Source organism: Comamonas testosteroni TK102 (assembly GCF_000739375.1).
GTDB lineage: Bacteria > Pseudomonadota > Gammaproteobacteria > Burkholderiales > Burkholderiaceae_C > Comamonas > Comamonas brasiliensis.
This window is the reverse complement of sequence record NZ_CP006704.1, coordinates 437,725-463,738: the sequence shown is the minus strand read 5'-3', so window position 1 is coordinate 463,738 and position 26,014 is coordinate 437,725. Positions and strand designations below refer to the sequence as shown.

Annotated in this window: 23 protein-coding genes; 9 read left to right on the top strand and 14 right to left on the bottom strand. The window is 64.1% G+C overall.

Annotation, left to right across the window (positions count from 1 at the left end):
• The first annotated feature begins 23 nt into the window (after positions 1-23).
• Complete coding sequence (locus O987_RS02100; RefSeq protein WP_043370669.1) at positions 24-1,655, top strand: MATE family efflux transporter; 1,632 nt, start codon at positions 24-26, stop codon at positions 1,653-1,655.
• Here the strand turns inward: O987_RS02100 and O987_RS02095 are convergent.
• Positions 1,642-2,616, bottom strand: a complete 975-nt coding sequence (locus O987_RS02095; protein ID WP_003059242.1) for a Bug family tripartite tricarboxylate transporter substrate binding protein — start codon at positions 2,614-2,616, stop codon at positions 1,642-1,644. The two genes, O987_RS02100 and O987_RS02095, sit on opposite strands and share 14 nt — an antisense overlap.
• A 205-nt stretch (positions 2,617-2,821) precedes the next feature.
• Between O987_RS02095 and O987_RS02090 the strand changes: the two genes are divergently transcribed.
• Positions 2,822-5,110, top strand: a complete 2,289-nt coding sequence (locus O987_RS02090) for a protein-disulfide reductase DsbD family protein (protein WP_043370668.1) — start codon at positions 2,822-2,824, stop codon at positions 5,108-5,110.
• A 31-nt stretch (positions 5,111-5,141) separates the two neighbouring features.
• Here O987_RS02090 and O987_RS02085 read toward each other — a convergent pair whose 3' ends face one another.
• Complete coding sequence (locus O987_RS02085; protein WP_003059244.1) at positions 5,142-5,528, bottom strand: VOC family protein; 387 nt, start codon at positions 5,526-5,528, stop codon at positions 5,142-5,144.
• Between the two features lie 334 nt (positions 5,529-5,862).
• Between O987_RS02085 and O987_RS02080 the strand changes: the two genes are divergently transcribed.
• Entirely contained in the window at positions 5,863-6,378 is a 516-nt protein-coding gene (locus O987_RS02080) for a hypothetical protein (protein ID WP_043370667.1), read from the top strand.
• A 63-nt stretch (positions 6,379-6,441) separates the two neighbouring features.
• Here O987_RS02080 and O987_RS02075 read toward each other — a convergent pair whose 3' ends face one another.
• Positions 6,442-7,308, bottom strand: a complete 867-nt coding sequence (locus O987_RS02075; protein ID WP_003059246.1) for a GNAT family N-acetyltransferase — start codon at positions 7,306-7,308, stop codon at positions 6,442-6,444.
• A 216-nt stretch (positions 7,309-7,524) separates the two neighbouring features.
• On the opposite strand from O987_RS02075, the gene hemE reads away from it, so the two are divergent.
• The 3 genes from hemE (at position 7,525) to O987_RS02060 (ending at position 12,849) form a co-directional block, all read left to right on the top strand.
• Complete coding sequence (gene hemE / locus O987_RS02070; RefSeq protein WP_003059247.1) at positions 7,525-8,640, top strand: uroporphyrinogen decarboxylase; 1,116 nt, start codon at positions 7,525-7,527, stop codon at positions 8,638-8,640.
• A 660-nt stretch (positions 8,641-9,300) separates the two neighbouring features.
• Complete coding sequence (priA, locus tag O987_RS02065) at positions 9,301-11,532, top strand: replication restart helicase PriA (protein ID WP_043370666.1); 2,232 nt, start codon at positions 9,301-9,303, stop codon at positions 11,530-11,532.
• A gap of 195 nt (positions 11,533-11,727) precedes the next feature.
• A complete protein-coding gene (locus O987_RS02060) occupies positions 11,728-12,849 on the top strand; it encodes an asparaginase (RefSeq protein ID WP_003059251.1) in 1,122 nt (373 codons plus the stop codon).
• Positions 12,850-13,059: 210 nt separating this feature from the next.
• On the opposite strand, the gene O987_RS02055 is transcribed toward O987_RS02060, so the two are convergent.
• The 5 genes from O987_RS02055 to O987_RS02035 form a co-directional block, all read right to left on the bottom strand.
• Positions 13,060-14,010, bottom strand: coding sequence for an AEC family transporter (locus O987_RS02055; protein ID WP_043376020.1), 951 nt, complete (start codon positions 14,008-14,010; stop codon positions 13,060-13,062).
• Between the two features lie 129 nt (positions 14,011-14,139).
• A complete protein-coding gene (locus O987_RS02050) occupies positions 14,140-14,499 on the bottom strand; it encodes a hypothetical protein (protein WP_003059256.1) in 360 nt (119 codons plus the stop codon).
• 86 nt (positions 14,500-14,585) lie between these two features.
• Complete coding sequence (locus O987_RS02045) at positions 14,586-14,987, bottom strand: roadblock/LC7 domain-containing protein (protein ID WP_003059259.1); 402 nt, start codon at positions 14,985-14,987, stop codon at positions 14,586-14,588.
• On the bottom strand, positions 14,984-15,550 hold the full coding sequence (locus O987_RS02040; protein ID WP_003059262.1) for a GTP-binding protein: 567 nt from the start codon (positions 15,548-15,550) through the stop codon (positions 14,984-14,986). The genes O987_RS02045 and O987_RS02040 overlap by 4 nt, the downstream gene beginning before the upstream one ends.
• Entirely contained in the window at positions 15,547-16,362 is an 816-nt protein-coding gene (locus O987_RS02035) for a hypothetical protein (protein WP_080731427.1), read from the bottom strand. The genes O987_RS02040 and O987_RS02035 overlap by 4 nt, the downstream gene beginning before the upstream one ends.
• A gap of 190 nt (positions 16,363-16,552) precedes the next feature.
• Between O987_RS02035 and O987_RS02030 the strand changes: the two genes are divergently transcribed.
• From O987_RS02030 to O987_RS02020, 3 genes are all read left to right on the top strand, one after another.
• Entirely contained in the window at positions 16,553-18,625 is a 2,073-nt protein-coding gene (locus tag O987_RS02030) for an ATP-dependent helicase (RefSeq protein WP_003059267.1), read from the top strand.
• Positions 18,626-18,739: 114 nt separating this feature from the next.
• A complete protein-coding gene (locus O987_RS02025; RefSeq protein ID WP_232536073.1) occupies positions 18,740-19,063 on the top strand; it encodes a hypothetical protein in 324 nt (107 codons plus the stop codon).
• A 41-nt stretch (positions 19,064-19,104) separates the two neighbouring features.
• On the top strand, positions 19,105-20,319 hold the full coding sequence (locus tag O987_RS02020) for a phospholipase A (protein WP_003059271.1): 1,215 nt from the start codon (positions 19,105-19,107) through the stop codon (positions 20,317-20,319).
• Between the two features lie 248 nt (positions 20,320-20,567).
• On the opposite strand, the gene O987_RS02015 is transcribed toward O987_RS02020, so the two are convergent.
• The 6 genes from O987_RS02015 to O987_RS01990 form a co-directional block, all read right to left on the bottom strand.
• Complete coding sequence (locus tag O987_RS02015; RefSeq protein ID WP_003059272.1) at positions 20,568-20,960, bottom strand: RidA family protein; 393 nt, start codon at positions 20,958-20,960, stop codon at positions 20,568-20,570.
• A 2-nt stretch (positions 20,961-20,962) separates the two neighbouring features.
• Positions 20,963-21,424 carry an acyl-CoA thioesterase gene (locus tag O987_RS02010; RefSeq protein ID WP_080731426.1) on the bottom strand — a complete coding sequence of 154 codons (462 nt, stop codon included), beginning with the start codon at positions 21,422-21,424 and terminating at the stop codon, positions 20,963-20,965.
• Between the two features lie 76 nt (positions 21,425-21,500).
• Entirely contained in the window at positions 21,501-23,117 is a 1,617-nt protein-coding gene (locus O987_RS02005; RefSeq protein ID WP_043370659.1) for a benzoate-CoA ligase family protein, read from the bottom strand.
• Positions 23,118-23,171: 54 nt separating this feature from the next.
• A complete protein-coding gene (locus O987_RS02000; protein ID WP_043370657.1) occupies positions 23,172-24,335 on the bottom strand; it encodes an acyl-CoA dehydrogenase family protein in 1,164 nt (387 codons plus the stop codon).
• Between the two features lies 1 nt (position 24,336).
• Positions 24,337-25,191 carry an enoyl-CoA hydratase family protein gene (locus O987_RS01995; RefSeq protein ID WP_043370655.1) on the bottom strand — a complete coding sequence of 285 codons (855 nt, stop codon included), beginning with the start codon at positions 25,189-25,191 and terminating at the stop codon, positions 24,337-24,339.
• A gap of 22 nt (positions 25,192-25,213) precedes the next feature.
• On the bottom strand, positions 25,214-25,984 hold the full coding sequence (locus O987_RS01990; protein WP_043370654.1) for an SDR family NAD(P)-dependent oxidoreductase: 771 nt from the start codon (positions 25,982-25,984) through the stop codon (positions 25,214-25,216).
• Between the last annotated feature and the right edge of the window lie 30 nt (positions 25,985-26,014).

Here is a 26,014-nt window from a genome sequence, read left to right as displayed (position 1 = left end):
TCGACATGCCCCACAATGGGCCGATGCCTGAAGCCTCCGCCAGCGCCTCGCGCCAGAGTGCGCGCACCGCCAACTCCAAGCCCCAGACCCGCGACCTGACCCAGGGCCCGATCGCCAGCACCTTGCTGGTCTTTGCCCTGCCGATCCTGGCCGGCAATGTGCTGCAGTCGCTCAACGGCTCGGTCAATGCCATCTGGGTCGGCGGTCACCTGGGCGAGGCCGCACTGACGGCCACCGCCAATGCCAACAACGTGATGTTTGCACTGATCGGCGCGGTGTTCGGCATCAGCATGGCAACCAATATCCTGATCGCCCAGAGCATGGGGTCGAAAAACATCGCGCAGGCCAAACGTGTGCTTGGCACCAGTGCGACGTTTTTTGGTGTTGTCTCACTGCTGATTGCCGTGCTGGGCTGGCCGCTGTCGCGCCATCTCATGCAATGGATGAGCACGCCCGAGGCGGCTTTGCCGCTGGCCGAGGCTTATCTCAAAGTCATCTTTCTGGCCATTCCGCTGCTGTTCATGTTCAGCTTTGTGACGGCCGCCCTGCGCGGCGCGGGAGACACCCGAACGCCGTTCTGGTTTCTGCTCGTCGTCGTGGCGCTGGACATGGCCCTCAACCCTCTGCTGATCTTTGGCTGGGGCCCCGTGCCGCGCATGGGCATCCAGGGCTCGGCAGTCGCCACGCTGATTGCCAATGCCGTGAGCTTTGCGGCTCTGCTGGGCTGGTTGCGTCTGCGCCGCCACCCCTTGTGGATAGGTCGCCGGCAGCTGGGGCTGTTCAAGCCCGATCTGACGATCGTACGCACTCTGGTGGTCAAGGGCCTGCCCATGGGCGTGCAGATCGTGATGATCTCGCTGGCCATGATCGCCATGATCTCCATGGTCAACGAGCATGGCGTGCAGACGGCATCCGCCTATAGCGCCGCGCTGCAGCTATGGACCTATGTGCAGATGCCGGCCATGGCCATAGGCGCCGCCTGTTCGTCCATGGCGGCGCAGAACGTGGGCGCGGGCCTCTGGAAGCGTGTCAGCGCCACGGCCAATGCCGGCATGCTGGGCAATCTTCTGCTGACCGGCAGCCTGATCGTCCTCATCGTGCTGCTGGACCGTCATGTGCTGGGCTGGTTTCTGCCCGGCGGCAGCCCCTCGCTGGAGGTGGCCCGCCACCTCAACCACATTGCCATTGGCTCCTTCCTCTTCTTCGGCGTGACCTTTGTGCTGGCCGGCGTGGTGCGCTCCACGGGAGCCGTCATGGCGCCGGTGCTGATTCTGGCGATCGCCATGTGGGGCATACGCGTTCCCGTGGCACGCTGGCTGCAACCCGTGATGGGCGTGGATGCCATCTGGTGGAGCTTTCCCATCAGCTCCGTCTGCTCCATGCTGATGATGCTGGCCTATTACCGCTGGGGCAACTGGCGCAAGGCGCACATGCTGCCGGCCCAGGCCGCCATCCCGGCTGCAGAGCCGGCCCGGGAACAGACGCCGGCCGCAGAGCAAGCAGAAGCCCCCGTGGACAGCGATGCACTTATAGCCCGGGCCGCCCCCTGCGAGCGCATCGCCATCCCTGCCGAGGTGGGTGGCCAGCCGCCCAGTACCGTGGCCACCCTGGCCGCGGATGCGGGGGGGCCACCGCGCGACGCTAACCCAGGGTGATGCCCGTTTCCTTGACGACGCGCTTCCAGCGCTCGTGGTCGGCGGCGATGAGCCGTCCGAACTCCTGGGGCGTGCTGCGCCGCGGCAGGTAGTTGTAGCCGGCGAGCCTGGCCATCACATCGGGCATCTGCATGATCCTGTCCATCTGCTGGGCCAGATAGCCCACGATCTCCTGCGGTGTGCCCTTGGGCGCCAGCAGGCCCGACCAGGAACTGAAATCCATGCCACTGACGCCCAGCTCGCGCAGCGTTGGCACCTGGGCAAAGGCCGGTGCACGCTGGGGCAGCAGCACGGCCAGGGCCTTGACCTTGCCCGCGCGAATCATTTCCACCGAGGTGAAGGAATCGAACGAGAAGTCCACCTCGCCCGCCACCACGGCCTGCATCTGCGCGCCCGTGCCCTTGTACTGGGCATTGACGATGCCGGGCACCTCGACCACCTTCTTGAACTGCTCGGTGATCAGCGAGATCATGCTGCTGCCCGAGGAGGCGCTCAGCGGCCGACCCTGCTTCGCCATGGCGATCAGCTCCTGCATGCTGTTGACGGGCAGGTCCTTGCGCGCAATCACCACAAAACCGACATCGCATAGATGACTGATGGGCTCGAAGCTGGCCAGCGCCTCGTAGCCGGTCTTGTAGAGCACGGGACTCAGGGTCTGCGCTCCTGCCGTGTTCATCAGCAGCGTGTAGCCATCGGGTGCGGCGCGGGCTGCCAGTTCGGAGCCGATGACGCCGTTGGCGCCGCCCTTGTTGTCGACCACAAAGGACTGGCCCGTGATTTCGCCGAGCTTTTGCATGGCCAGCCTCGCCACCACGTCCGTGGTGCCTCCGGCCGGAAACGGCACGATGACCCGTACCGACCTGTCCGGATAGGCTGACGCAGCGGCCGCATGCCAGGGCAGCGCGGTGGCAGCACAGGCTGCCGAGGTGGCAAGAAAGCGGCGGCGTGAGGTATTCACCATAATGCTTGTCTCCTGTAATTGCCCGGCAACGGACTCCTGCGACCGGCTCCGGCTGCGGGCTGTTTGAGCCTTGTTGGCCGGGCCATGATGGAGTCCGCCCGCGCCCTCTGTCCAATACCATGCGCCTATGCAAGCATTGGTTTTGCCAATCAGCCGCCCCCGTGCAGGGAACCAAAAACACCGCCACAGACTCCCACCGTCCGCCATGTCTTCTCAAGCCCTTTCCCTGACCACCGGACCCCGCAGCCTCTCGCAGCGCCTTTCACTCTGGCTGATGCTGGCGCTGGCCGTCTGGGTCTGTGCCTTCTCCACCGGTGCCGGCGCGCAGATCCTGCTGAAGAATTCGGCTTCGGGTGGCGCCACCGTGCAGACGCCGCGCGTGCAGGCCGAGCTGGTGGCCCAGGCCCCCGAGGGCATCACCGCCGGCCAGGTCTTCTGGCTGGGGCTGAAGATCACCCATCAGCCCGAATGGCATACCTATTGGAAGAATGCCGGCGATTCGGGCCTACCCACGGTGCTGCAGTGGCAGCTGCCCCCAGGCCTGGAGGCTGGCCCCATCGCATGGCCGCTGCCTCATGCGCTACGCGTAGGGCCCCTGGTCAACTATGGCTATGAGGACACGGTGCTGCTGCCCGTACCCATCAAGGTCGCGGCCGATTTCAAGGCACCGGCCTCCGGCATGGTGGACCTGGGCCTGGCCGCCGAATGGCTGGTCTGCCGCGTGGAATGCATTCCCGAGTCCGGCAACTTCCAACTGCAGATCCCCGTTCAGGGCAGCAGCGCTCCGCAAAGCCAGGCCTTTGTGCAGGCCCAGGCCGACCAACCGCAGGCGCTGAGCCAGGGCGGCCAGGCCCTTGTCGAGTCCGGCAAGGCCGAAGGCACGAAACTGCCCGACGACCGCGTGACACTGCGCATACCCGGACTGCCCCCCAGCCTGAAGGGCAAGACACTGGAGTTCTATCCCGAGAACGCCGACACCTTCAAGCATGCCGCAGAGTCGGGCAAGGACTGGAAGCAGCACTGGGACGGTAACGTCTGGGTGGGCGAGAACATGCCCCTGTCCGATATGCGCGGCGAAACCGCGGCGCAACTGGCCGTGGTGCTGGCCCTGCCGCCCGCTGAGCGCGCTGCTGCGCTGGAGCGGGGCGAAAGCGCTGGCTGGCGCAGCGAGCTGGCCGTGCAGGGCCGCTGGAGCGCCCCCGCGCTCGCAGGCGTTTCTCCGGCCCTGGCCGCAGCTCTGGAGGCCAACAAGACCGCTTCACAGGCCGTACCTGCGGGCAATACGGCCAGTGCAGGCAGCCTCTGGGCGGCCCTGCTGGGCGGCCTGATCGGCGGTCTGATCCTCAACCTCATGCCCTGCGTATTTCCCGTGCTGGCCATCAAGGTACTGGGGTTTGCGGTGCATGGCCAGAACCGCCAGGCCCAGAAACTGGGCGGCCTGGCCTATGCTGCCGGCGTGGTGCTGTCCTTTGTGGCACTCGGCGCACTGCTGCTGGGCCTGCGCGCGGCCGGTCAGCAACTGGGCTGGGGCTTCCAGCTGCAGTCGCCCGTGGTGGTCTCGCTGCTGGCAGCGCTGTTCACCGTGCTGGGACTGAATCTGGCCGGCTGGTTCGAGTTCGGCAGTCTGCTGCCCAGCAGCATTGCCAGCGCCCAGGCACGCAACCCGATACTGGACTCCTTTCTGTCCGGCGTGCTGGCCGTGGCCATTGCCTCGCCCTGCACGGCGCCCTTCATGGGTGCCTCTCTGGGCTTTGCCATCGATATGCCTGCGGCGCAGGCGCTGACGGTGTTTGCCGCACTGGGCATGGGCATGGCCCTGCCCTATCTGCTGGCCAGCTTCGTGCCCGCCGTCGTGAGCTGGCTGCCCCGCCCCGGTCCCTGGATGCAGACCTTCCGCCACGCCATGGCCTTCCCCATGTTTGCCACCGTGGTCTGGCTGGTCTGGGTGCTGGGCCACCAGGGCGGCATGGATGCCGCCGCGGCCCTGCTGGCCCTGCTGCTGGTGCTGGCCGCGCTGATCTGGGCCCTGGGCCTGCGCGGCAAGAGCCGCATGAGCCTCGGCGCTGTCGCCTTGCTGCTGGCCATTGGTGTGGCCTACTACGCACTGCCGCTGATCAAGGCCGAGCCTGCGAATCAGGTCAGGGCACAGGCCGGTGAACTCTGGCAACCCTGGTCGGCAGACAAGGTTCAGTCTGCCCAGACCTCGGGCCGGCCGGTGTTTGTGGACTTCACGGCCGCCTGGTGCGTGACCTGCCAGGTCAACAAGCGCACCACGCTGAGCAATGCCGAGGTGCTGGCAGCTTTCGAGCAGCACAAGGTGCAGCTGCTACGCGCCGACTGGACGCGCCAGGACCCGGCCATCACCCAGGCACTGCAATCACTGGGACGCAGCGGCGTCCCCGTCTATGTGCTGTACCTGCCCGGCAAGCCGCCGGTGGTGATGAGCGAGCTGCTCTCCAAGAGCGAAGTGCTGGACGCGCTCCAGCAGATCTAGGTCGCCCCTGCGTGCCGGGCGCTGCGCCCCCTCATGCCTGCTCCAGCTCCTCGTGCAGGCAGAGGTAATTGCCTTCCGTGTCCTTGAACCAGGCGGCTTTCTCGGCCCCCAGCACGCAGACATGGTCGACGGTCTTGAAATCAGGAAAGTCATAGTCTTCAAACACCACGCCCCGGCCTTTCAGCTCCCGAATGCTCGCGGCGATATCGGACACCTGGAAGCTGATGGCCGTGTGCTCGGCCTTGGTGCCGCCAGGTCTGGGAAACAGGGCCAGGGCGCTGCCGCCCACCCGATAGACAAATTTCCCGTCGGGTCGCAGCTCCCCGGGCTGCAGACCCAGGCATTCCTCGTAGAAAGCGCGGGCCCGCGCCAGATCCATTACCGGCAGCATCGTCGTCACAGCAGATTGGCTCAGCATAAGAACTCCTTTGCCCGGCGCCCCGAGTCGAGCATGCAAAGCTTAGTCCCGTGAGCCGGCAGAAGCCAGAGTCGGCGGGGTTCATGAACCTGGCGCAATCAACTTTACGACTCGGCACACCAGCCTCGCTCCTGTCAAACCGGCGGGTTCCGGTCTGGCTTCGATTCGCGCTGGAACGCGACTCTACGCAGGAGGGCAGCACCTATGGCACAAACCGGACAAAAGCTCTAGACTGGAATTGCCCACAAGCCAGGTGCAACCGCAGTTTTCGGCCTTTGCCAGCCTTGCACGCGTTGACTGCTGCGGACCGCCTGAACTGCACAGGAGGTAAGCCATGCATGCCAACCTTATCCATCAGCCGTCTCACAAACGTCTTTGCCTGTTGCGTGCACTGGCGCTAGCCAGCCTGGCCATTGCCGGACTGGCCCTGCCCTTTGCCTGGGACATCCTGGCCAGCATCAACAGCATGCCCAAGATGCATTGGCTGCAGCAGATACTGGCACAGGCGCCGGCCTTCAGCTGGCTGATGATGTTTGTCTGGGGCGGAGCCATACCACTGGTCTTGCTCAAGAACATGGACCAGACCCCCTCGCACAAGCTGCGCACCACGGTGGTGATGCTGGTCCTGATGTGGATCGCCGTCACCTGGTATGTGCACATGCCAGCCAGCAATCAGTGCACCGCGCTCTATGCTTCCTGGGAATGGGCCTGCTCGGTTCTCCAGTGGGGCTACAGCATGAGCCTGGTGCTGTCCATTGCGGCCTATGCCTTCCTCATGCTGGGCCTGATGGTTACCGCGCTGGGCCTGTTTGCCGAAGGCCTGGAAGATGAGCCCAGCCACGCCGCATAGCACGCCCTGCCATGCAAAAAGCCTGCGACATCGGCCGCAGGCTTTTTGATTTCTGCTCCCGCCTCAAGACTTCATGCGTCCGAACAGTCGGCGATAGCGAGAAGGCAGATCCTGCATGCGCATCATGATGGGCAGATCGGCGGTATTGAAGTCGCTATCCCAGGCCGGTGCCCCCAGCACCTTGGCACCGGCGCGCAGATAACCCTGGATCAGCGCTGGCGGCTCGACCTTCAGCGCATCCACCGAGACATTGCTGACACATGCCAGCTCCTCGGGCAGCGCCACCCGCGGGCGCACCTGCAACTCGGGCTCGGCCAGATGGCTCTGGCGCAGCTGCTGCCAGATGCGTGCCGGGCCTTCGCCATGGGCCAGACCGGGGTACTGCATGGGAATGCTGGCGCAGCCCACCATGGCCTCCAGCTGGTTGCGCTGCATGAACTCGGCCAACGCGCCCCAGAGCGCCAGAATCACGCCGCCCTGGCGATGCTCCGCATGCACGCAGCTGCGTCCCAGCTCCACCATCTGCGCACGCCAGGCGTGGATGGGCGAGAGGTCGAACTCCTGATCGCTGTACAGACCGCCGGCGCGCTGGGCCTGAGCGGGGGTCAGGAGACGGTAGGTGCCGATCACCTTGTTCTGCTCTTCATCACAGACCATCAGATGCTCGCAGAAATCGTCGAAGACATCGATGTCGTGACCTGCCACGGGTGTCTGCAGCACGGCACCCATTTCTTCGGCAAAGATCTGATAGCGCAGGCGCTGGGCCTGGCGGACCTCGTCCAGATGACGGGCCCAGCGCACCTGCAGGCGCAAAGCGGGCGCTGCAGCGTGTGCGGGACTGGCGGGGCGATGGGAAAGCGAGGGAGCCGATGACGGTGTCGTCGCGATGCTCTGGCCATTCAGCGCATCAAGAATCTCGGGATGCCTCATGTCTGCTTTCCTCCGGTGTTGGACGCAGTTGGCGGCCTGCCTGTGCCACACGGTGTGTCTGCGTGGCGTCATTGTGGAAAACGCAGATGAAGCCCGCGCGACACTTGGATGACGGTTGCATGACAAACCATGGCAGCCGCCATCCCTGCACAGAGAGCTGAATTGCTGCTCGGGATTGTGGTGAATGGGAAAGCCGGAGTGGGCGACAATCGACATATGAGTTTCGCCCCCCTGACCAATGACACCTTCCTGCGCGCATGCCGTCGCCAGGCTACTGACTACACGCCCCTGTGGCTGATGCGCCAGGCGGGACGCTACCTGCCCGAATACAAGGCCACCCGCGCCAAGGCCGGCAGCTTCATGGGCCTGGCCACCAATGTGGACTACGCCACCGAGGTGACCCTGCAGCCGCTGGAACGCTTCCCTCTGGACGCGGCCATTCTGTTCAGCGACATCCTGACCGTACCCGACGCCATGGGCCTGGGCCTGTCGTTCGCCGAAGGCGAAGGTCCGCGCTTTGCCAAGGTCGTGCGCGACGAGGCCGCCGTGGCCGAGCTGGCCGTGCCCGACATGGACAAGCTGCGCTATGTGTTTGACGCCGTCACCAATATCCGCAAGGCGCTCAATGGCCGTGTGCCCCTGATCGGCTTCTCGGGCAGCCCCTGGACTCTGGCCTGCTACATGACCGAGGGCAAGGGCAGCGATGACTACCGCACCGTCAAGTCGCTGATGTACTCGCGCCCCGACCTGATGCACCGCATCCTGGAAGTCAACGCCGACAGCGTGGCCGCCTACCTGAACGCCCAGATCGATGCCGGCGCCCAGGCCGTGATGATTTTTGACAGCTGGGGCGGCGTGCTGGCCGACGGCGCTTTCCAGGAATTCAGCCTGACCTATACCAAGCGCGTGCTGGCCGGGCTCAAGCGCATCGGCGTGGACGGCAGCGATGTGCCCCGTATCGTCTTCACCAAGGGCGGAGGCATCTGGCTGCCCGACATGAAGGACATCGACTGCGAAGTGCTGGGTCTGGACTGGACCGCCAATCTGGGCAAGGCTCGCGCCATCGTGGGCGGCGAGATCGGCGGCCCCGGCAAGGCGCTGCAGGGCAATATCGACCCCAATGTGCTGTTTGCCGCGCCCGAGCAGGTCGCCGCCCAGGCGCGCGCCGTGCTGGACAGCTTTGGCAAGCCCCATACCGACAAACGCACCACCGGCCCCACCCACATCTTCAATCTGGGTCATGGCATCAGCCAGTTCACCCCGCCCGAACATGTGGCCGCGCTGGTCGAAGCTGTGCACAAGCACTCGCGCCTGCAGCGCGCTCAGGGCTGATTCCCGCTGCAACAACGGCCTTGCCGGGCGTTGGTTGCAGCATCACAAGGTCGTATCACCCAAGCAGATCAAGTGGTTATTGGACGACAATCCCTGGCCTACGACGCAGAACAAAAGCGGTAAGTTATTGATTTCAAACCACTAAATCTCAGAACTCTCGAAATTCGGCGCCAGCAGTGTTTGGCGCTTTTTTATTTTTTCACTTCTTCCCGCCTCGATTGAAGGAAGTTATCCACATGTGGATGTTCTGAGGAGGCATCAGGTCTCGCGGCTGCTTGCATTCCTGCTATTTTTTTGGGAAGTTAAGGACTTTGCACCATGGTTTGCGCGCAGTTAAGTTTAGGGAGGTTCTCGGTTGACAGTGCCTCACCACCTGATTTATGCACAGATCTGGCAAGGCAGAGTCCCTGCATGCGCCCCGTCTGCCCCATCTCGGAAAATCACCAGAAATACATATAAGTATTTGTTTTTAATCTATTAATTACTGATGCACCCAGTTCTCCCGCTGGCTTCCAGATGCGAACCAGACTTGACTGGAGCTTTGGCGCGTATTTTTTCTCACAAAGTTATCCACAGAGCGCAAAGCCTTGGCAGGCCTCAAAATCTGCTATAGCTCTGAGAAGCTGCGGCCCTGGCAGCACTTTCCCCTTATCCCAGCCCATGTCCCATACTGTTCACGTTGCCGTCCAGACCCCTGCCCATAGCGCCGTAGGTGATCTGTTGAGCTACGGTAGCGACGCGCCGCTGGAGCCCGGCACGCTGGTACGCGTTCCCCTGGGAAAAAGGGAGTTGCTGGGCGTGGTCTGGGATACGCCGGCCGCCCCGGAAGCGATTCCCGATGGGGTGGAGCTGCGCAGCATTGCCGCCCAGCTGCAGGGCATAGCGCCACTGGATCAGGCCTGGCGACGGCTGGTGGCCTTTGCCGCCTACTATTACCAGCGCAGCCTCGGCGAAATCGCCGTCGCCGCCCTGCCACCACAATTGCGCGAGATGTCGCCCGAGCAACTGGCCCGGCGGCTGGCTTCGCCCAAGACAGCCAAGACGCCAGCCGGCAAGCACAGGAAGGCACAGGCCGCCGAAACAGCACTGGCGAGCGCCGAGACGGTGGCTCATACGCCTGACGCCAGCAGCGCAATGCCTTTGATAGCGCTCAGCGCCGAGCAGTCCTCGGTTTTCGAGCAGATTGCGCAAAACCCCGGCCCCTTCCTGCTCTATGGCAGCACCGGCAGCGGCAAGACAGAGGTTTATCTGCGCGCCGTCCAAGCCATGCTGGATGCCAGCCCCGAGGCACAGGCTCTGGTGATGGTGCCCGAGATCAATCTCACGCCGCAGCTGGAAGAGCGCTTCATCGCCCGCTTCGTGCCCCGGTATGGCAGGGAGGCCGTGGTCAGCATGCACAGCGGCATGACCAACCCGCAGCGCCTCAAAAGCTGGCTGGCCGCGCACACGGGCCGCGCCCGCATCGTGCTCGGAACGCGCATGGCCATTTTTGCCAGCGTGCCGCAGCTGGCGCTGATCGTGGTCGATGAAGAGCACGATGCCAGCTACAAGCAGCAGGAAGGCGCGCGCTACTCGGCGCGCGATCTGGCCATCTGGCGCGGCCGTGATACCGGGGCCAAGGTCATTCTAGGCAGCGCCACGCCATCCCTGGAGAGCTGGCATGCCTCGGACCCCGCAGTCGGCCGCTACCTGCGCCTGCACATGCCCAGCCGTATCGGCGCGGCCGGCTTAGGCGCGGCCGGCTCAGGCGCGGCCGGCTCAGGAGCGGCCGGCTCAGGCGTGGCCGGTCTGCCCAGGGTGAGAATGGTGGACATGGGCCAGCAACCCAGGCGCGCCGTGTTCTCGCCACCGCTGATCGAGGCCATTACCGAGCGCGTCAAGCGCGGCGAGCAAAGCCTGATTCTGCTCAACCGCCGCGGCTTTGCCCCCGTGCTGTTCTGCGCCGACTGCAACTGGAAGAGCGACTGCCCCCATTGCAGCGCTCACCAGGTCTTTCACAAGGGCGACCGTACGCTGCGCTGCCACCACTGCGGCTTTACCCAGCGTGTGCCGTTTGCCTGCCCCAGTTGCGGCAACCCCGACATCCTGCCGCTGGGCAAGGGCACGGAGCAGTTGCAGGAAGAGCTGGAGCGGCTGCTGCGCAATGTGCAGCGTCCCGACGGCAATCCGGCCCGTGTGGCGCGCATCGACGCCGACACCACCAAGGCCAAGGGTAGTCTGCAGGAGCAGCTCGCCCAGGTGCATGCTGGCGATGTGGACGTGCTGGTCGGCACCCAGATGGTGGCCAAGGGCCATGACTTCCGGCGCATCACGCTGGTGGCTGCCGTGCAACCCGACAGCGCGCTCTACTCCAGCGACTATCGCGCCCCGGAGCGGCTGTTCTGCCTGCTGATGCAGGCCGCCGGGCGCGCCGGGCGCGATGCGCAATATGTGAAGGACCAGGGCAGCCATCCGGAGATGTGGATTCAAAGCCACGACCCTCAGAACGCCGTCTACACCGCACTGCGCAAGCATGACTACCCGGCGTTTGCCAGGCAGCAACTCAAGGAAAGGCTGGATGCCGGCATGCCGCCCTATGCCTTTCAGGCCATAGTCCGAGCCGATGCGCGCACCCAGGAAGCTGCCCAGGCTTTCCTGAATTCCGCCACCCAGGTCGCCAGAGAGGCCAAGCTGCCCTATCTGGACGAGGTGTTCATCTACCCGCCCATCCCCATGGCGGTGCAGCGCGTGGCCAATGTGGAGCGTGCCCAGATGCTGCTGGAAGCCGCAAACCGCAGCGCCCTGCTGCGCTTTCTGAATGCCTGGCAGCAGTATCTGCACTGGCTGCGCACTCTGCCCGAGCACAGGCCGCTGGTGCGCTGGCTGGTGGATGTGGATCCGCTCAGCATCTAAAGCCGCTGAAAATTTAAGGGTTTTAAGTCTTCAACCCTTTACCCATAAGCGCTGACAGCTATCAATTTATATAAACCACAGGCGCCTGGCAAATCCATCGGGATTTGCGCGAATGGGCAAGCCGGCATGGCTATTGCATGGTGTGAGGCTCGGCTCCACAAGAGGCCGTTTCATTCAATCACGGAGCACTACTTCATGCAAAAACAAGTCTTCCGCCAGTCCTTGCTGGCTGCCACCATTGCCGTTCTGGGCGTTCTGTCCGCCCCCGGCGCAGCCCTGGCGCAGGATGCATCGCCTGCGGCCGCGCAGGCGGCCAAGGCGCAGGCAGCCAAGCCCAATGTAGTGGTACTGGCCACGGGCGGCACGATTGCGGGTGCCGGTGCCTCGACCGTCAACAGCGCCACTTACACGGCCGCCAAGGTCCCTGTGGACAAGCTGCTGGCCGGCCTGCCCGAGCTGGCCCAGATCGCCAATGTGCGCGGCGAGCAGGTGTTCCAGATCGCTTCCGAGAGCTTCACCAACGACAATCTGCTGACACTGGCCAAGCGCGTCTCGCAGCTGGCCAAGCAGCCTGATGTGGACGGCATCGTCATCACCCACGGCACAGACACGCTGGCCGAGACGGCCTACTTCCTGAGCCTGACCGTGCACACCGACAAGCCCATTGCCGTGGTCGGCAGCATGCGCCCGGGCACGGCCCTGTCCGCCGATGGTGCGCTGAACCTGGTCAATGCCGTCAGCGTGGCCGGCTCCAAGGACGCCAAGGGCAAGGGCGTCTTCGTCACCATGAATGACGAGATCAACACCGCCCGCGATGTGAACAAGGACATCAACATCCAGACCGGTGCCTTCAAGAGCCAGTGGGGCCCGCTGGGCATGGTGGTCGAGGGCAAGAACTACTGGTTCCGCGCACCCGTCAAGCGCCACACCATGAACTCCGAGTTCAATATCGACAACATCGACAAGCTGCCCCAGGTGGACATCGTCTATGCCTATGGCAGCGTCCAGCCCACGGCCGTGAATGCCCTGGTCGATGCCGGCGCCAAGGCCATCGTCCATGCCGGCACCGGCAATGGCTCGGTGGCCGACCGCATGGTCAAGCCGCTGCAGGATGCCCGCGGCAAGGGCGTGCTCGTCGTGCGCTCGTCACGCGTGCCTTACGGCTTTGTGCTGCGCAATGCCGAGCAGCCCGACGACAAGTACGACTGGGTGGTCGCCCACGATATGCGCCCCGAAAAGGCACGCCTGCTGACCATGCTGGCGCTGACCAAGGGCGCCAACACCAAGGAACTGCAGCGGATGTTCTGGGAGTATTGAGCACTCCCCCTGAGGCGCTGACGCGCCTTCCCCCTCTCTCGCCTTGCTACGCAATGCGGGAGGGGGACGACAGCCTCGCTGCGGGGCGGCGGGGCCGCCTAGGCCCTTGCTCGCTGTCTCTTTCGAAAGGGATCTGCATAAGCAAGGGGGTTAAAAGCATGAAAAGCGGTTTGCACAGGCTGGTCTTGCGCAAGCCGCTCTTGTTTTTGATCAGGTCATCAGCGCCACGGCAGCGGAGAAGCTGAGGAAGGCCAGGCTGGTCGACACCAGGATGATGCGCGCCACTCGGCCGCTGTGGGCGCCGTAGCGCTCGGTCAGCAGCGACACATTGCTGGCCGAGGGAAGAGCCGCCAGCAGCACCAGTACCACCAGGGTTTCGTGCTGGAGCCCCAGGCCCATGGAGATCGCGGCCAGTCCGACGGCCCAGACCAGCAACGGATGGACGACCAGCTTGGCCAGCGCAACCGGCACATAGTCCCGCGCTGCCACGCGTTCGTGGCTGTTCATCTGCGAGCGCGCCAGCACGGCGCCTATGGTGAACAAGGCCACCGGCGAAGCCGCTGCGGCCAGCATGGCCACGGTCTTGTCCACCGGGCCGGGCAATACCCAGCCCATGGCCGACGCCAGACCGCCCAGCAGAATCGACCAAGGCATGGGATTGGACGCCATGCCCTTGAGCGAATTGCGCACCGCCAGCCAGATTCCTTGCCCTCCCGCCAGATCGAGCCGCGACAGCGCAATGCAGGCGGAGGTGGTGACGACCATGTCGATGGCCATGGTCACGATCACCGGCCCCGCGCTCTGCGCGCCCAGCAGCGCCGCCAGCATGGGAACGCCCATGAAGCCGGTGTTGGGAAACGCTGCCACCAGAGCACCGAATGCGGCATCGTTCCAGCCCAGGCGTCTGCGTGTCAGCAGCACGGTCGCGCCCACCATCAGCACCGCACAGAGCAGATAGACCAGGGTGACGTTGATGTCGAGCAGCTGATGAATCGGTGTCTGCGCGCCAAAGCGGTACAGCATGCAGGGCAGCGCGAAGTACAGCACAAAGGCGTTGAGGCCGGGGATCGCTGCCTGGGGCAGGATGCCGCGCCATGTGGCAGCAAAGCCGCAAGCCACCAGCGCAAAGAAGGGAAAGGTGATGAGTAGAACGGACAGCACCGGCAAATTGTGACAGCGCGCTGCGGCAGACCTCTCGGAGCCTTCGATGAAAATTTTTCAGTGCCGCCCCGGTTCACAAAACAAAGCCTGCGCAAGGCAGGCCGCTGTGACGGATGCAAGGACTGCGCGTCAGAGCTTGAGCTCCTTTTCCACGTCGGCAGTCTTGCGGCGCGCCAGCGCCAGATTGGCGCGAGCCTTGTCCAGCACCAGATAGAAGAACACACCGTCATTGGCGGCCACGGGACGGATGATGTGATATTGCTTGCCCAGAGTGATCAGGATGTCGTCGATCTGATCGTTGAGATTGAGCATGCGCATGGTCTTGAGCTTGGCGCGCACCACCTCGGTGTTGCCGGCCGCAGCCAGCTCCATGTCCACGCCGCCGCCGACGCTGCCCATCAGCATGCCGCTGGCGCTGTCCACGAGAGCGCCACAGACGGCGCCGTCGGTGGTCATCAAAGCGTTCAGAGAATCCTGGATAGAGGCCATAAATCCACCTTTTTGAAAAAGCAAGACAAGGAACCCGTGCGCAGTATGCGCACCCACTCGGACTCAGAACTCCAGTGAACCTGTGATCAGGAAGGCAGGTACCCTGTGGCAACCTCGCCGGCCGCCCAAAGCGCGCGCCCCAGCAAGGCGTTCTGATCGACCACCAGACAGAGAACGGCCGGGAAAGAGCCGTTCACCGCCTGGAAGACCACGGTGCCCGACTCCGTCTCGAAGGTCAGGCGCTTGCAATCCTTGTGACCGATTTCATTGGCCACGGCCCTGGCCATGGCCATCAGCGAGCCCGCCATGGCCGACAGCCGCTCGGTCGGCAACTCGCTGCGAATGCGCAGCGCAGCAATCTCGAAGCCGTCAGGGGTGCAGAGCAAGGCGATATGGACGCCTGCAACCGGGGCGACCACGCGCGCCAGGATTTCCTGGCCGGCCTGCACCGCATCGGCCGGAATCACGAGAGAGGTATGGGTATTCATAGGGTCTGACTTTGCAGGGACAGCAGCGATGCCAGCACGCTCAGCGCATCCAGCATCTGCTGGCGATCACGCGGGTCGGCTTCAATCAGCGGGGTGATCTCATGGCCTCTGGCCACCAGGGCCGAGCTGAACGCCTCCAGCCTTGCCCCGCTGGCGCTGCGGCAGCTGAGAATGAGCATCAGGGGAGCCTGCTCCAGCTCTGCGATCCCCGTCAGCATCTCGCTGGCGTAATCCACCGCGCCCGCATCGTTGACGTCCAGCATCAGCAGCGCCCCCACCGATGCCGAGAGCACCCAGCGACGCACGAAATCGAAACGGTCCTGGCCGGGACTTCCCACCAGCTGCAGTCGCTCGCCCGAGCCCAGATCGATCTCGCCAAACTCCGCCCCTACCGTGGTGAACTCCTTGCTGTGTGCCGCCCTGTCCAGGTTGCGCACATCGCTGCCTGCCATGAATTCCCCGCACAGGCTGCGCAGCGCCGTGGTCTTGCCTATGCCCATGGGCCCAAGCAGACTCACCCGCAGCAGGCCCTGGCCGGGCTGCATGGGCATGAAAGATGTCATGTGCGTCCTCCACGGCTAATCCAGCCCGTCAGTTTGCTGACCCATTGGAGCGTCACCGAAGTGGCGGCCTGCCTTGGGGTGCTTGATTTGCGTGCGTCCGCAGGCTGCTCGGGGCCGCGCAGACTGCAGTGCAGGACGGCCTGAAGCTGAGGCAGGGACAGCAGGGTCGATAGCTGCGGCATTTCGATGCCGGCGTGCTCGGCCAGCGATCGGGCATCGATGGGCCCGCGCGCGAGCAGCGCCAGCACGCGCATGTGCAGCGCACTGTTGGCGCTGCCAGGCAGGGCGACCCAGGACTTGATCTGAAAGCGGTGCGGACAGTCGACCCCCTGCTGCTGAAGCTCCTGCAGGGCACGCTGCAGCGACAGGGGTGCGTCGGTCCTGTGCCGGGCTCTCCAGTCCATGAGGAAAACCGCTGCGCGATCAAGCATGTCGATCAGGTCGGACAGCGTAAAGTCCGCATCCAGATGTGCGGCCCAGCCCTGGGAGGAGCGCCCCAGCGGCTGCATGGCCGGCTCGCCACCAAGATAGACCACGCAAGGGGCTCTCGCCTCTGCCCTGTCCAGCCCTTCGATCACCAGCACTTCGGCCGCCTGGCGCGGAACCTGACGCCAGGCAGAAAGCGACTTGCGCGCGGCCACGGCGAACAGCGCTTCAAAGCGCTGCTGCACGGCAGGCGTCCAAAGTTCTGCGGCCAAGCTCACTTCACCGATGGTTCTCGCCATGCACAGCACCCTGACTGTTGAGGAAAAGACGATGAATCCCTCAACCATCGCCAATTCGCTGGCGCTGTCGGGATCAAGGCCGGACACGATGCAATCTTCACGCTACACAACTAACACCTTATTACAACAATTATTCAAGTAACGGCAGAGCGCACGTGTAGGTGAAATGCTCGCTGAGTCCCTGATTTTTGTCAGTTGTGGGCGCTGTCATCAGGGCTCTTCACGGTGAAGCGGTATGCTCCCAGTCCTTGTTTTTGATGATGGGTCACTCTGCTTCATGTCTGCTGGTCTCAACCTCGCTCAGCTCCAGGCCGTGCATTACACCGACGGTCCATGCCTTGTTCTGGCAGGCGCCGGGTCGGGCAAGACCCGGGTGATTACACACAAGATAGGCCGCCTGATCGAAACCGGTCTGGCGCCACGCCGCATTGCCGCCATCACCTTTACCAACAAGGCCGCCGCCGAAATGCGCGAGCGCGCCGCAGGCCTGATCGGCCGCCAGGCCAAGGAGGTGCTGATCTGCACCTTCCACTCGCTGGGCGTGCGCATGGTGCGCGAGGACGGCCACATTCTCGGCCTCAAGCCCCAGTTCAGCATTCTGGACACCGACGACGTCACCGGCATCCTCAAGGACTGCTCGGGCGGCACCACCGATGTGGCGACGGCACGCCAGTGGCAGTGGACCATCAGCGGCTGGAAGAACCAGGGCTGGGACAGCCGCAAGGCCCTGGCCATGGCGCAGGACGACAACGAGCGCAGCACCGCTCTCATCATGCAGCGCTATGAAGAGCGCCTGACCGCCTACCAGAGCGTGGACTTCGACGACCTGATCGGCATGCCCATGCGACTGCTGCGCGGCCACCCCGAGGTGCGCGAGAAATGGCAGCGCCTGCTGGGCCATGTGCTGGTGGACGAGTACCAGGACACCAATGCCACGCAGTACGAGCTGCTGAAATTCCTGGTGGGCGAGCGCGCCCACTTCACGGCCGTGGGAGACGACGATCAGTCGATCTACGGCTGGCGCGGCGCCACGCTGGACAATCTCAGGAAGCTGCCCGTGGACTTTCCGCAGCTCAAGGTCATCAAGCTGGAGCAGAACTACCGCTCCACCAGCGCCATCTTGCGCGCCGCCAACAATGTGATCGGCCCCAACCCCAAGCTGTTTCCCAAGACCCTGTTTTCGGAACTCGGCGAGGGCGAACCCGTGCGCATCGTCGACTGCGACACCGAAGAGCACGAGGCCGAGCGTGCCGTGGCCCGCATCCAGAGCCTGCGTGCCAATATGAACCCGCAGCCCGCGTGGAAGGACTTCGCCATCCTCTATCGCGCCAACCACCAGGCCAAGCCCTTCGAGAAGGCGCTGCGCAAGGCCAACATCCCCTACAAGGTCTCGGGCGGCACCAGCTTTTTCGACCGCGCCGAGATCAAGGACCTGTGCGCCTGGTTCCGCCTCTGGATCAACAACGACGACGACCCGGCCTTTCTGCGCTCCATCGGCACGCCCAAGCGCGGCATCGGTCACACCACGCTGGGCAAGCTCGGGGAATTCTCCGCTGCGCACAAGCTCAGCATGTTCGGCTCGCTGTTCAATGCCATGCTGGAGGAGGCGCTGCCGCGCAAGGCCTTCGAAAGCCTGCTGGAATTCGGCCGCTATATCAACGACCTGGAATACCGCGCCCGCCACACCCTGGGCTTTGAAGCCTCGCGCAGCTTTCTGATCGACTGGCTCAAGGAAATTGGCTACGAACAGTATCTGTATGACAGCGAAGACAGCGAGTCTGTCGCTGCCGCGCGCTGGAGCAATGTGCTGGAGTTCTGCGACTGGATGGCCCAGCGCGCCGGCGGCCAGATCGAGGATGCCGCAGGCGCCGGCACCCAGACCGAGGTCAAGAGCCTGCTGGAGGTCTCGCAGAACATTGCCCTGCTGTCCACCATCAGCGAGCGCGAGAAGGAGCAGGACATGGTCGTGCTCTCCACCCTCCATGCCTCCAAGGGCCTGGAATGGCCCCATGTCATGCAGGTCGGCGTAACCGAGGGCATGCTGCCGTTCAAGCTCGACGACGACGACGGCAAGCAGCAGAAGCTCAGCGATGAAACGGCAGCGCGGCTGCAGGAAGAACGCCGCCTGATGTATGTGGGCATCACCCGCGCCCAGCGCACGCTGGCCGTGAGCTGGACCAAGCGCCGCAAAAAAGGCCGCGAGATGGTGGCCTGCCAGCCCAGCCGTTTCATCAAGGAAATGGGCCTCGATGCGGCCACGGCCAAGGAAGACCCGCGCGAGAAGCTGCGCAAGCTGCGCGAGGAATTTGCCGCACGCAAGAACCAGGCGGCGCCAGGCGCCGCCAACTGAAGACCCGAGATGACTTTGAGAACTCTGATTTTCATAGCTGCCAGCGCTTTCTCCCTAAGCGCCTGCGCCCAGTTTTACTCCAAATCAGCCAACACTTGCCCGCAAGACTGGCAGATGAGCGACAAGCAGTTGCAAGGTGAATGGACAGCCTCCGTCACCGGCAGCGAAGAAACCGCCCGCATGGTGCTGGGCCCGCATCCCGAATGGGCAGGCAACGTCAAGGGCAGCGTCAGCCGCCCGGGCGGCAGCCACCCCATGGTCGGCGATGTGAACGATGGCACGGTCACGCTCGAAGAAAGCGCTGACGGCTCACGCATCACCGGCACCTGGCTGGGAGAAGTGGTCGACGGCAGCTGCGGTACAGAAATTCACGGCAGTTACCAGGAGGGAGAAAATGATCCACCCCGCGCGTTCATCATGCGCAAGGCCCAACCCTGAGCAGGGTCGGGCCTTGTCCTGCCTGTGCATTGATTGATCCCATGAGTATTCGCTTCTTCACCCCGCCCCCCCTGACCCTGAGCATAGGCTTGACACTGGTCGGCGGCCTGAACCCGGCCACCGCCAGCAGCGCGGAACTGCCGCCACCCGAAAGCTGGCAGCAATGCGCAGCCACCACCAGCAACACCGACCGCCTGGCCTGCTTCGATGCATGGGCACACAAGCAAGGCCCGGCGGTTGCAACCCAGGCCGCCGGTTGGAGTGTGCCTGCGGCTAGCGCACAAGCTGCGCCTGCTCTCACTGCCGCTACCGCCTCGGCGAACGACGCAGCGCCCGCCAGCACGGCTGGGGCGACTGTCGCCAGCGCCGACAGCGGCCTGGGTCTCTCGCCCACCAACGGCGGCTGCCGCGATCCGCGCTACACCGAGGTTTCGCGCTACTTCGAGCTGGAGCCCGGCACGGACTGCGGCACCTTCAACTTCCGTGGCTACCGCCCCATGTCGGTCTCCGTGGTCATGGGCGACGAGGTCAACCAGCAGCCCTATTCGCCCAGCCGCGGCCTGGCGACCGAGCAGCCCTACCAGAAGCACGAGATGCGCCTGCAGCTCTCGGCCCGCACCAAGATTGCCTCCGGCCTGCTGACCGGCCCCACCTCGAAGGGCAAGGATTCGCTGTGGTTCGGCTATACCCAGCAGTCCTACTGGCAGCTGTTCAACGGCGATATCTCGAGGCCCTTCCGCACCACCGACCACGAGCCCGAGGTCTTCTACGTCTACCCGACGGACGCCCAGCTGCCGCTGGGCTGGCGCTGGCGCTACTCGGGCATTGGCATCGCGCACCAGTCGAACGGTCAGAGCAATCCGCTGTCGCGCAGCTGGAACCGCTGGTATCTGATGACCGGCGCCGAGCTGGGCAACCGCTGGCAGCTGCATCTGAAAGCCTGGCAGCGCATGAAGGAGAGCGCGCTCGAGGACGACAACCCCCACATCCAGGACTACATCGGCCGCGGTGAAGTCAAGCTGGGCTGGAACGTCAACGACCAGAACTACCTGGGCCTGACCGCTCGCGGCTCACTGGGCCAGGGCAAAGGTTCCGGACGCATCGAATGGCTGCGCACCCTGGGCGAAGGCTGGAACGGTGGCAAGAGCAATCTGCGCCTGCATGTACAGCTGTTCAGCGGCTATGGCGACAGCCTGATCGACTACAACAACAAGCGCACGGTGCTCAGCGTGGGTCTGAGCCTGCTGGACTTCTAAGCGCCGACCGAGGCGCTGCGCCCGGGCGGCCCCGCGCCCTCCCCCAGGGGCGAGATGCAACGGGCAGCCCAGGCTCGCTGCCTCCGGCTGAGGGCTTGAGGCTCGGGGAGTACCGCTTCTACAGATTGCGCCCGCCAGCTTCGTCGCACTCATATTTCATAGCATATAGCGACCTTCCACCATTAATTTCAAGATTAAAAGGCCTTGAAATTCAATAGAGACAAGCGCTAACAGCTATCAAATCAGAGTCACTCCGGCACCACGGCCGTCACTTCGATCTCCACCTTGGCTCGGTCCTCGATCAGGGCCGCCACCTGCACGGCTGTCATGGCCACGCTGAATGAACCAATCAGCTCGCGATAGGCCCTGCCGATCTCGGCCTGCTGCGCCAGATATTCCTTCTTGTCGGTGATGTACCAGGTCATGCGCACGATGTGTTCAGGCCTGGCTCCACCGGCCTGCAGCACCTCGACGATATTGTGCAGAGCCTGTCTGGCCTGCGCCGCGAGATCGTCGGTATGAAACCGGCCCTCGGCGTCCCAGCCAATCATGCCGGCTACATAGATCTGGCGGCCACTCACGGAAACTCCATTCGCATATCCCTTGGGCCGGGGCCAGCCCGGCGGCAGCAGTACTTGCATGTTCAACTCCTGTTTTCTGTTGGATTGGATGAACTCAGCCAGCGTTCGATGGCGCGGCGAATTGCGGGTGGCGCACTGATCGCCTGATGGGTTTGAAGACTGGTGAAGACCAGCACTTTCTGCGCCGTCACGCGCAGCTGTCCCTCCGGGCCCGTGCAGTCCACATCGAGTGTCAGCGAACGATTGCCCAGCCTGGCGACCGACAGGCCCAGCGCCACGGTTTCCCCCATGCGGGTGATGGCGCGAAAATCGCACTCCAGGTGCACGATGGGAAGACCCACCCTGTCCTTTTGCACCATGTCCGCATAGCTCAGGCCCAGCGCGTTGTTGAACCAGTCTTCCACCAGTCCGTTGAACAGCACCAGATACTGCGGAAAGAAGATGATGCCCGCCGGGTCGCAATGCGCAAAGCGAATCGGCATCTGCGTCACAAAGCGTTCTGAAGCCATTGCTACCTCACTCATAGCCAGACTGTTCTTTCAACAAAAATTACGTGCAACACCTGCCCATCAGGCGCAGGTCGCTTGAAAAACATGGCCATCAGGTTTCATGCAGGCGAAAGCGCTGCAACTTGCCCGTGGCCGTGCGCGGCAGCTGGTCGACGAACTGCACGGCCCGTGGGTATTTGTAGGGCGCGACCTGACTCTTCACAAAGTCCTGCAGCTCCATGACCAGGGCATCGCTGGCCATATGACCGGCACGCAGCACCACAAAGGCCTTGACGATCTGGCCGCGCTCGCTGTCGGCCACGCCGATCACCGCACATTCGGCCACGGCCGCGTGCAGCAGCAAGGCCTCCTCGACTTCGGGAGAGGCAATGTTGTAGCCGGACGAGATGATCATGTCGTCGGTACGCGCCTGATAGACAAAATAGCCGTCGCCATCCATCAGATAGGCATCGCCCGTCAGATTCCAGCCCTGACTCACATACTTGGTCTGACGGCTGTCGTTGAGATAGCGGCAACCCGTCGGGCCTTGCACGGCCAGCTTGCCCACGGTGCCCGGAGAGACCTCACGCCCCTCCTCGTCCACCACCTTGGCACGGTAGCCGGGAACGGCCTTGCCGGTGGCGCCAGGGCGCGCATCCTCTTCGCGGTGCGAGATGAAGATGTGCAGCATCTCGGTGGAGCCGATGCCATCGATGATTTCAATGCCGGTCGCATCCTTCCACAGCGCCCGCGTGGAGGCAGTCAATGCCTCGCCCGCCGACACGCATTTGCGCAGCCGGGTGCGCCGAATGCGTTCGCCCTGCTGGGCCATCACGCGATAGGAGGTAGGGGCCGTGAACACCACGGTGGCGCCAAATTTCTCAATGCCGTCCACCAGTTGCGCGGGGCCGGCCTTCTCCAGCAAGGCCATGCTGGCCGCTATGGACATGGGGAACAGAACCTGTCCGCCCAGACCGAAAGTGAAGGCCAGCGGCGGGCTGCCTATGAACACATCGTCGGCATTGGCGCGCAGCACATGCGCAGGCCAGCAGGCGCAGACCGCCATCACGTCGCGATGGAAATGCATGGTGGCCTTGGGCACGCCCGTGGTGCCCGAGGTGAAACCCAGCAGGCAGGTGTCCGTGGCGGCAGTATCCACGGCCGTGAAGCTCGCAGACGCAGCCTGCATCAGCGGCTCAAGCGCGTCTGCGGCAGCGCCTTGGCCGTTGAAGAACAGAACCTTCTGCAGCCGGGCGGATTTTCCTTGGGCGCCCTGCATCTCGCTGCGCAAGGCCTCGTCGCACAGCGCATGGCCGATCTGCGCGATGTCGACAATCGCGGACAGCTCCTTGGCTCGCAGCAGCGGCATGGCAGCCACCGCTATCCCGCCAGCCTTGATGACGCCAAACCAGCAGGCCACCATCATCGGATTGTTGGGCGCGCACAGCAGCACGCGGTTGCCGGTCACCAGGCCAAGCGGCCCGGTCAGCACGTTGGCAACGCGGTTGGCTTGCTCCTGCAGCTCGGCATAGGTCCAGCGCACTCCCTCGGCCTGAATGCACAGGCGATCGCCCCGACCTTGCGCCACATGTCTGTCGAGCAGCTCCACGGCGCAGTTAAGGCGCTCCGGGAACTGCAGCTCGGGCAGCTCGAAACGGAACTCGGGCTGCAGCTCGGCGGGCGGCAGATTGTCTGCGGCAAAGGTATCGATATGCGCGGTGTACGACATGACTCACACTCCTTTTGGCCAAAACAGGTGGATGTTCTTTATTCGCGAGCGCTTTCAGCCATGGTTCTTGATGAGGTCACGCCCGATGATGAGCTGCTGCACCTCGGTCGCGCCTTCGTAGATGCGCAGGGCCCGAATCTCCCGGTAAAGCCGCTCCACGGGCTGCTCACTGACCACGCCCAGACCGCCCCAGATCTGTACGGCCGCATCGATCACCTGCTGGGCGTTTTCCGTCGCCGTCATCTTGGCCATGGCAGCTTCGCGTGTCACGCTCTCGCCCTGATCGCGCAGCCAGGCCGCACGGTAGGTCAGCAGCGCTGCGCTGTCGATCTGCGTGGCCATCTGCGCCAGCTTGGCCTGGGTGAGCTGGAAGTCGGCCAGCACCCCGCCGAACATCTTGCGACTGGTGGCACGCTGCAAGGCCTCATCCATGGCGCGCCGCGCAAAGCCCAGCGATGCGGCAGCCACCGAGGTGCGGAACACATCGAGCGTGCGCATGGCCACCTTGAAGCCCTCACCGGCCTCGCCCACACGCTGCGCTGCAGGCACGCGGCAGTTGGAGAACTTCAAACGCGCCAGCGGGTGCGGTGCGATGACCTCGATGCGCTCGGCCACTTCGAAGCCCGGTGTGTCGGCATCCACGATCAGCGCCGACAGGCCACGCGAGCCCGGTGCCTCGCCGGTGCGCACAAAAACGACATAGAAGTCGGCGATGCCGCCGTTGGAGATCCAGGTCTTCTCGCCGTTGATCACATAGTGATCACCTTCGAGTCTGGCCTCACAGGCCATGGCAGCCACGTCCGAGCCGGCATCGGGCTCGGACAGTGCAAAGGCCGAGATCGCCTCGCCCCTGGCCACCCGGCTCAGGTAGCGCTTTTTCTGCTCTTCGCTACCCGCCAGAGAGATCGCCCCGGAGCCCAGGCCCTGCATGGCGAACGCAAAGTCGGCCAGACCGCTGTGGCGCGCCAGCGTCTCCCGGATCAGGCAGATGGCTCTGGTGTCGATCTGCTCGCCGGCACCGCCATGGGCCTCGCCCGCCACCGCATGCCGCAGCCAGCCGGCTTCGCCCAGGGCCTTGACCAGTTGCCGGCATTCGGCATCCACATCGGGGCCATGGGAATGCGCAATGTTCTGCCTGGCCCAGGCATCCAGCGACTGGGCCAGACGAGCGTGATGGGCTGCAAAAAAAGGCCACTTCAGATAGCTGGTGTCTGCCATATCAGTTTCCTTGAAAAACGGGCTTTTGCTTGGCCACGAACGCGTGATAGGCACGCGAGAAGTCCTCGGTCAGCATGCACAGGGCCTGGGCCTGGGCTTCGGCTTCGATGGCCTGCTCTAGGGTCATGGCCCATTCCTGGTGCAGCATGGTCTTGGTAATGCCGTTGGCAAAGCTGGGGCCGGCAGCCAGGTCGGCAGCCAGCTTCTGCGCCTCGGCCAGCACGCTCTCGGGTTCGCACAGACGGTTGAGGAAGCCCCAGCGCTCGCCCTCCTCGCCACCCAGGCTGCGTCCCGTATAGAGCAGCTCGCTGGCACGCCCCTGGCCAATGATGCGCGGCAGCATGGCGCAGGCCCCCATGTCGCAGCCCGCCAGCCCCACGCGGTTGAACAGGAAGGCAGTCTTGCTGCGCGCGGTGCCCAGGCGCATGTCCGAGGCCATGGCCATGATGGCCCCAGCCCCCGCACATACGCCATCGATTGCAGCAATGATGGGCTGGGGGCAGGCACGCATGGCCTTGACCAGCTCGCCCGTCATGCGGGTGAACATCAAAAGCTCGGGGGCCTTGAGTGCGACCAGCGGACCGATGATTTCATGCACATCGCCACCCGAGCAGAAATTGCCGCCGGCGCCGACCAGCACCACCGCCTTCACGTCCTGCGCCCACTTGAGCTGGTGAAACAGGTCGCGCAGCTCCGCATAGGAATCAAACGTCAGCGGATTCTTGCGCTCGGGGCGATTGAGGGTGATGGTGGCCACACCATCTGCCACCTGCCACAGGAAATGCGTGGCCTGATAGCCGGCCAGCGGCTTGTGGTTGCCAGCTTGCAGCGCTGGGTCGATTGCGTATTCGCTCATGTCTGCCTCCAAAAACTCCGGGTCACATGACTTCGCCACCGGCGACGGCGATGGCTTGCCCGGTAATGCTTGATGCGCCTCGCCCACACAGCCACTGGACGGCGTCCGCCACCTCCTGCGGCTGCACCAGACGGCCTTGGGGGTTGGATTTGACGAACTCGGCCATGGCCTGCTGCGGTGTGCGGCCGGTCTTGGCCACCACGCGGTCTATGCTGGTTTTGACAATCTCGGTTTCGGTATAGCCAGGGCAGACGGCGTTGACGGTGATCCCGGTTCTGGCGTACTCCAGCGCCAGGGCGCGTGTCAGGCCCACCACGCCATGCTTGGCAGCCACATAGCCAGCGACATAGGCATAGCCCACCAGGCCAGCCGTGCTGGCCACATTGACAATGCGCCCCCAGCCCGAAGCGGACATGGCTGGCAGCACCTGCTGAATGCAGTGCATGGTACCGGTCAGGTTGACCGCCAGCATCTGCTGCCAGTGCGCGGCATCCATCTTCATGAAGGGCACGCTGCTGGCCTGGCCGGCGTTGTTGACCAGAATGCTGATGTCACCATGAAAGGCTGCCGCCTGCGCAAACGCAGCCGCCACCTGTTCTTCATCGGCCACATCGGCCAGCACCATCTGGCATTGACCAGGGTGCTGCTCCACCAGCTTTTGCAGCGGCTCGGCGCGACGCCCAAGCACCGTAACGCGGGCGCCCTGGGCCAGCAGCCGGCGCGCAATCGCCTCGCCAATGCCCTGGCCCGCGCCCGTCACCAGCGCATGTTGATCGTTCATATCGCCTGTCATTGATTTCTCCAGGCCAGCGGCCCATCAAAC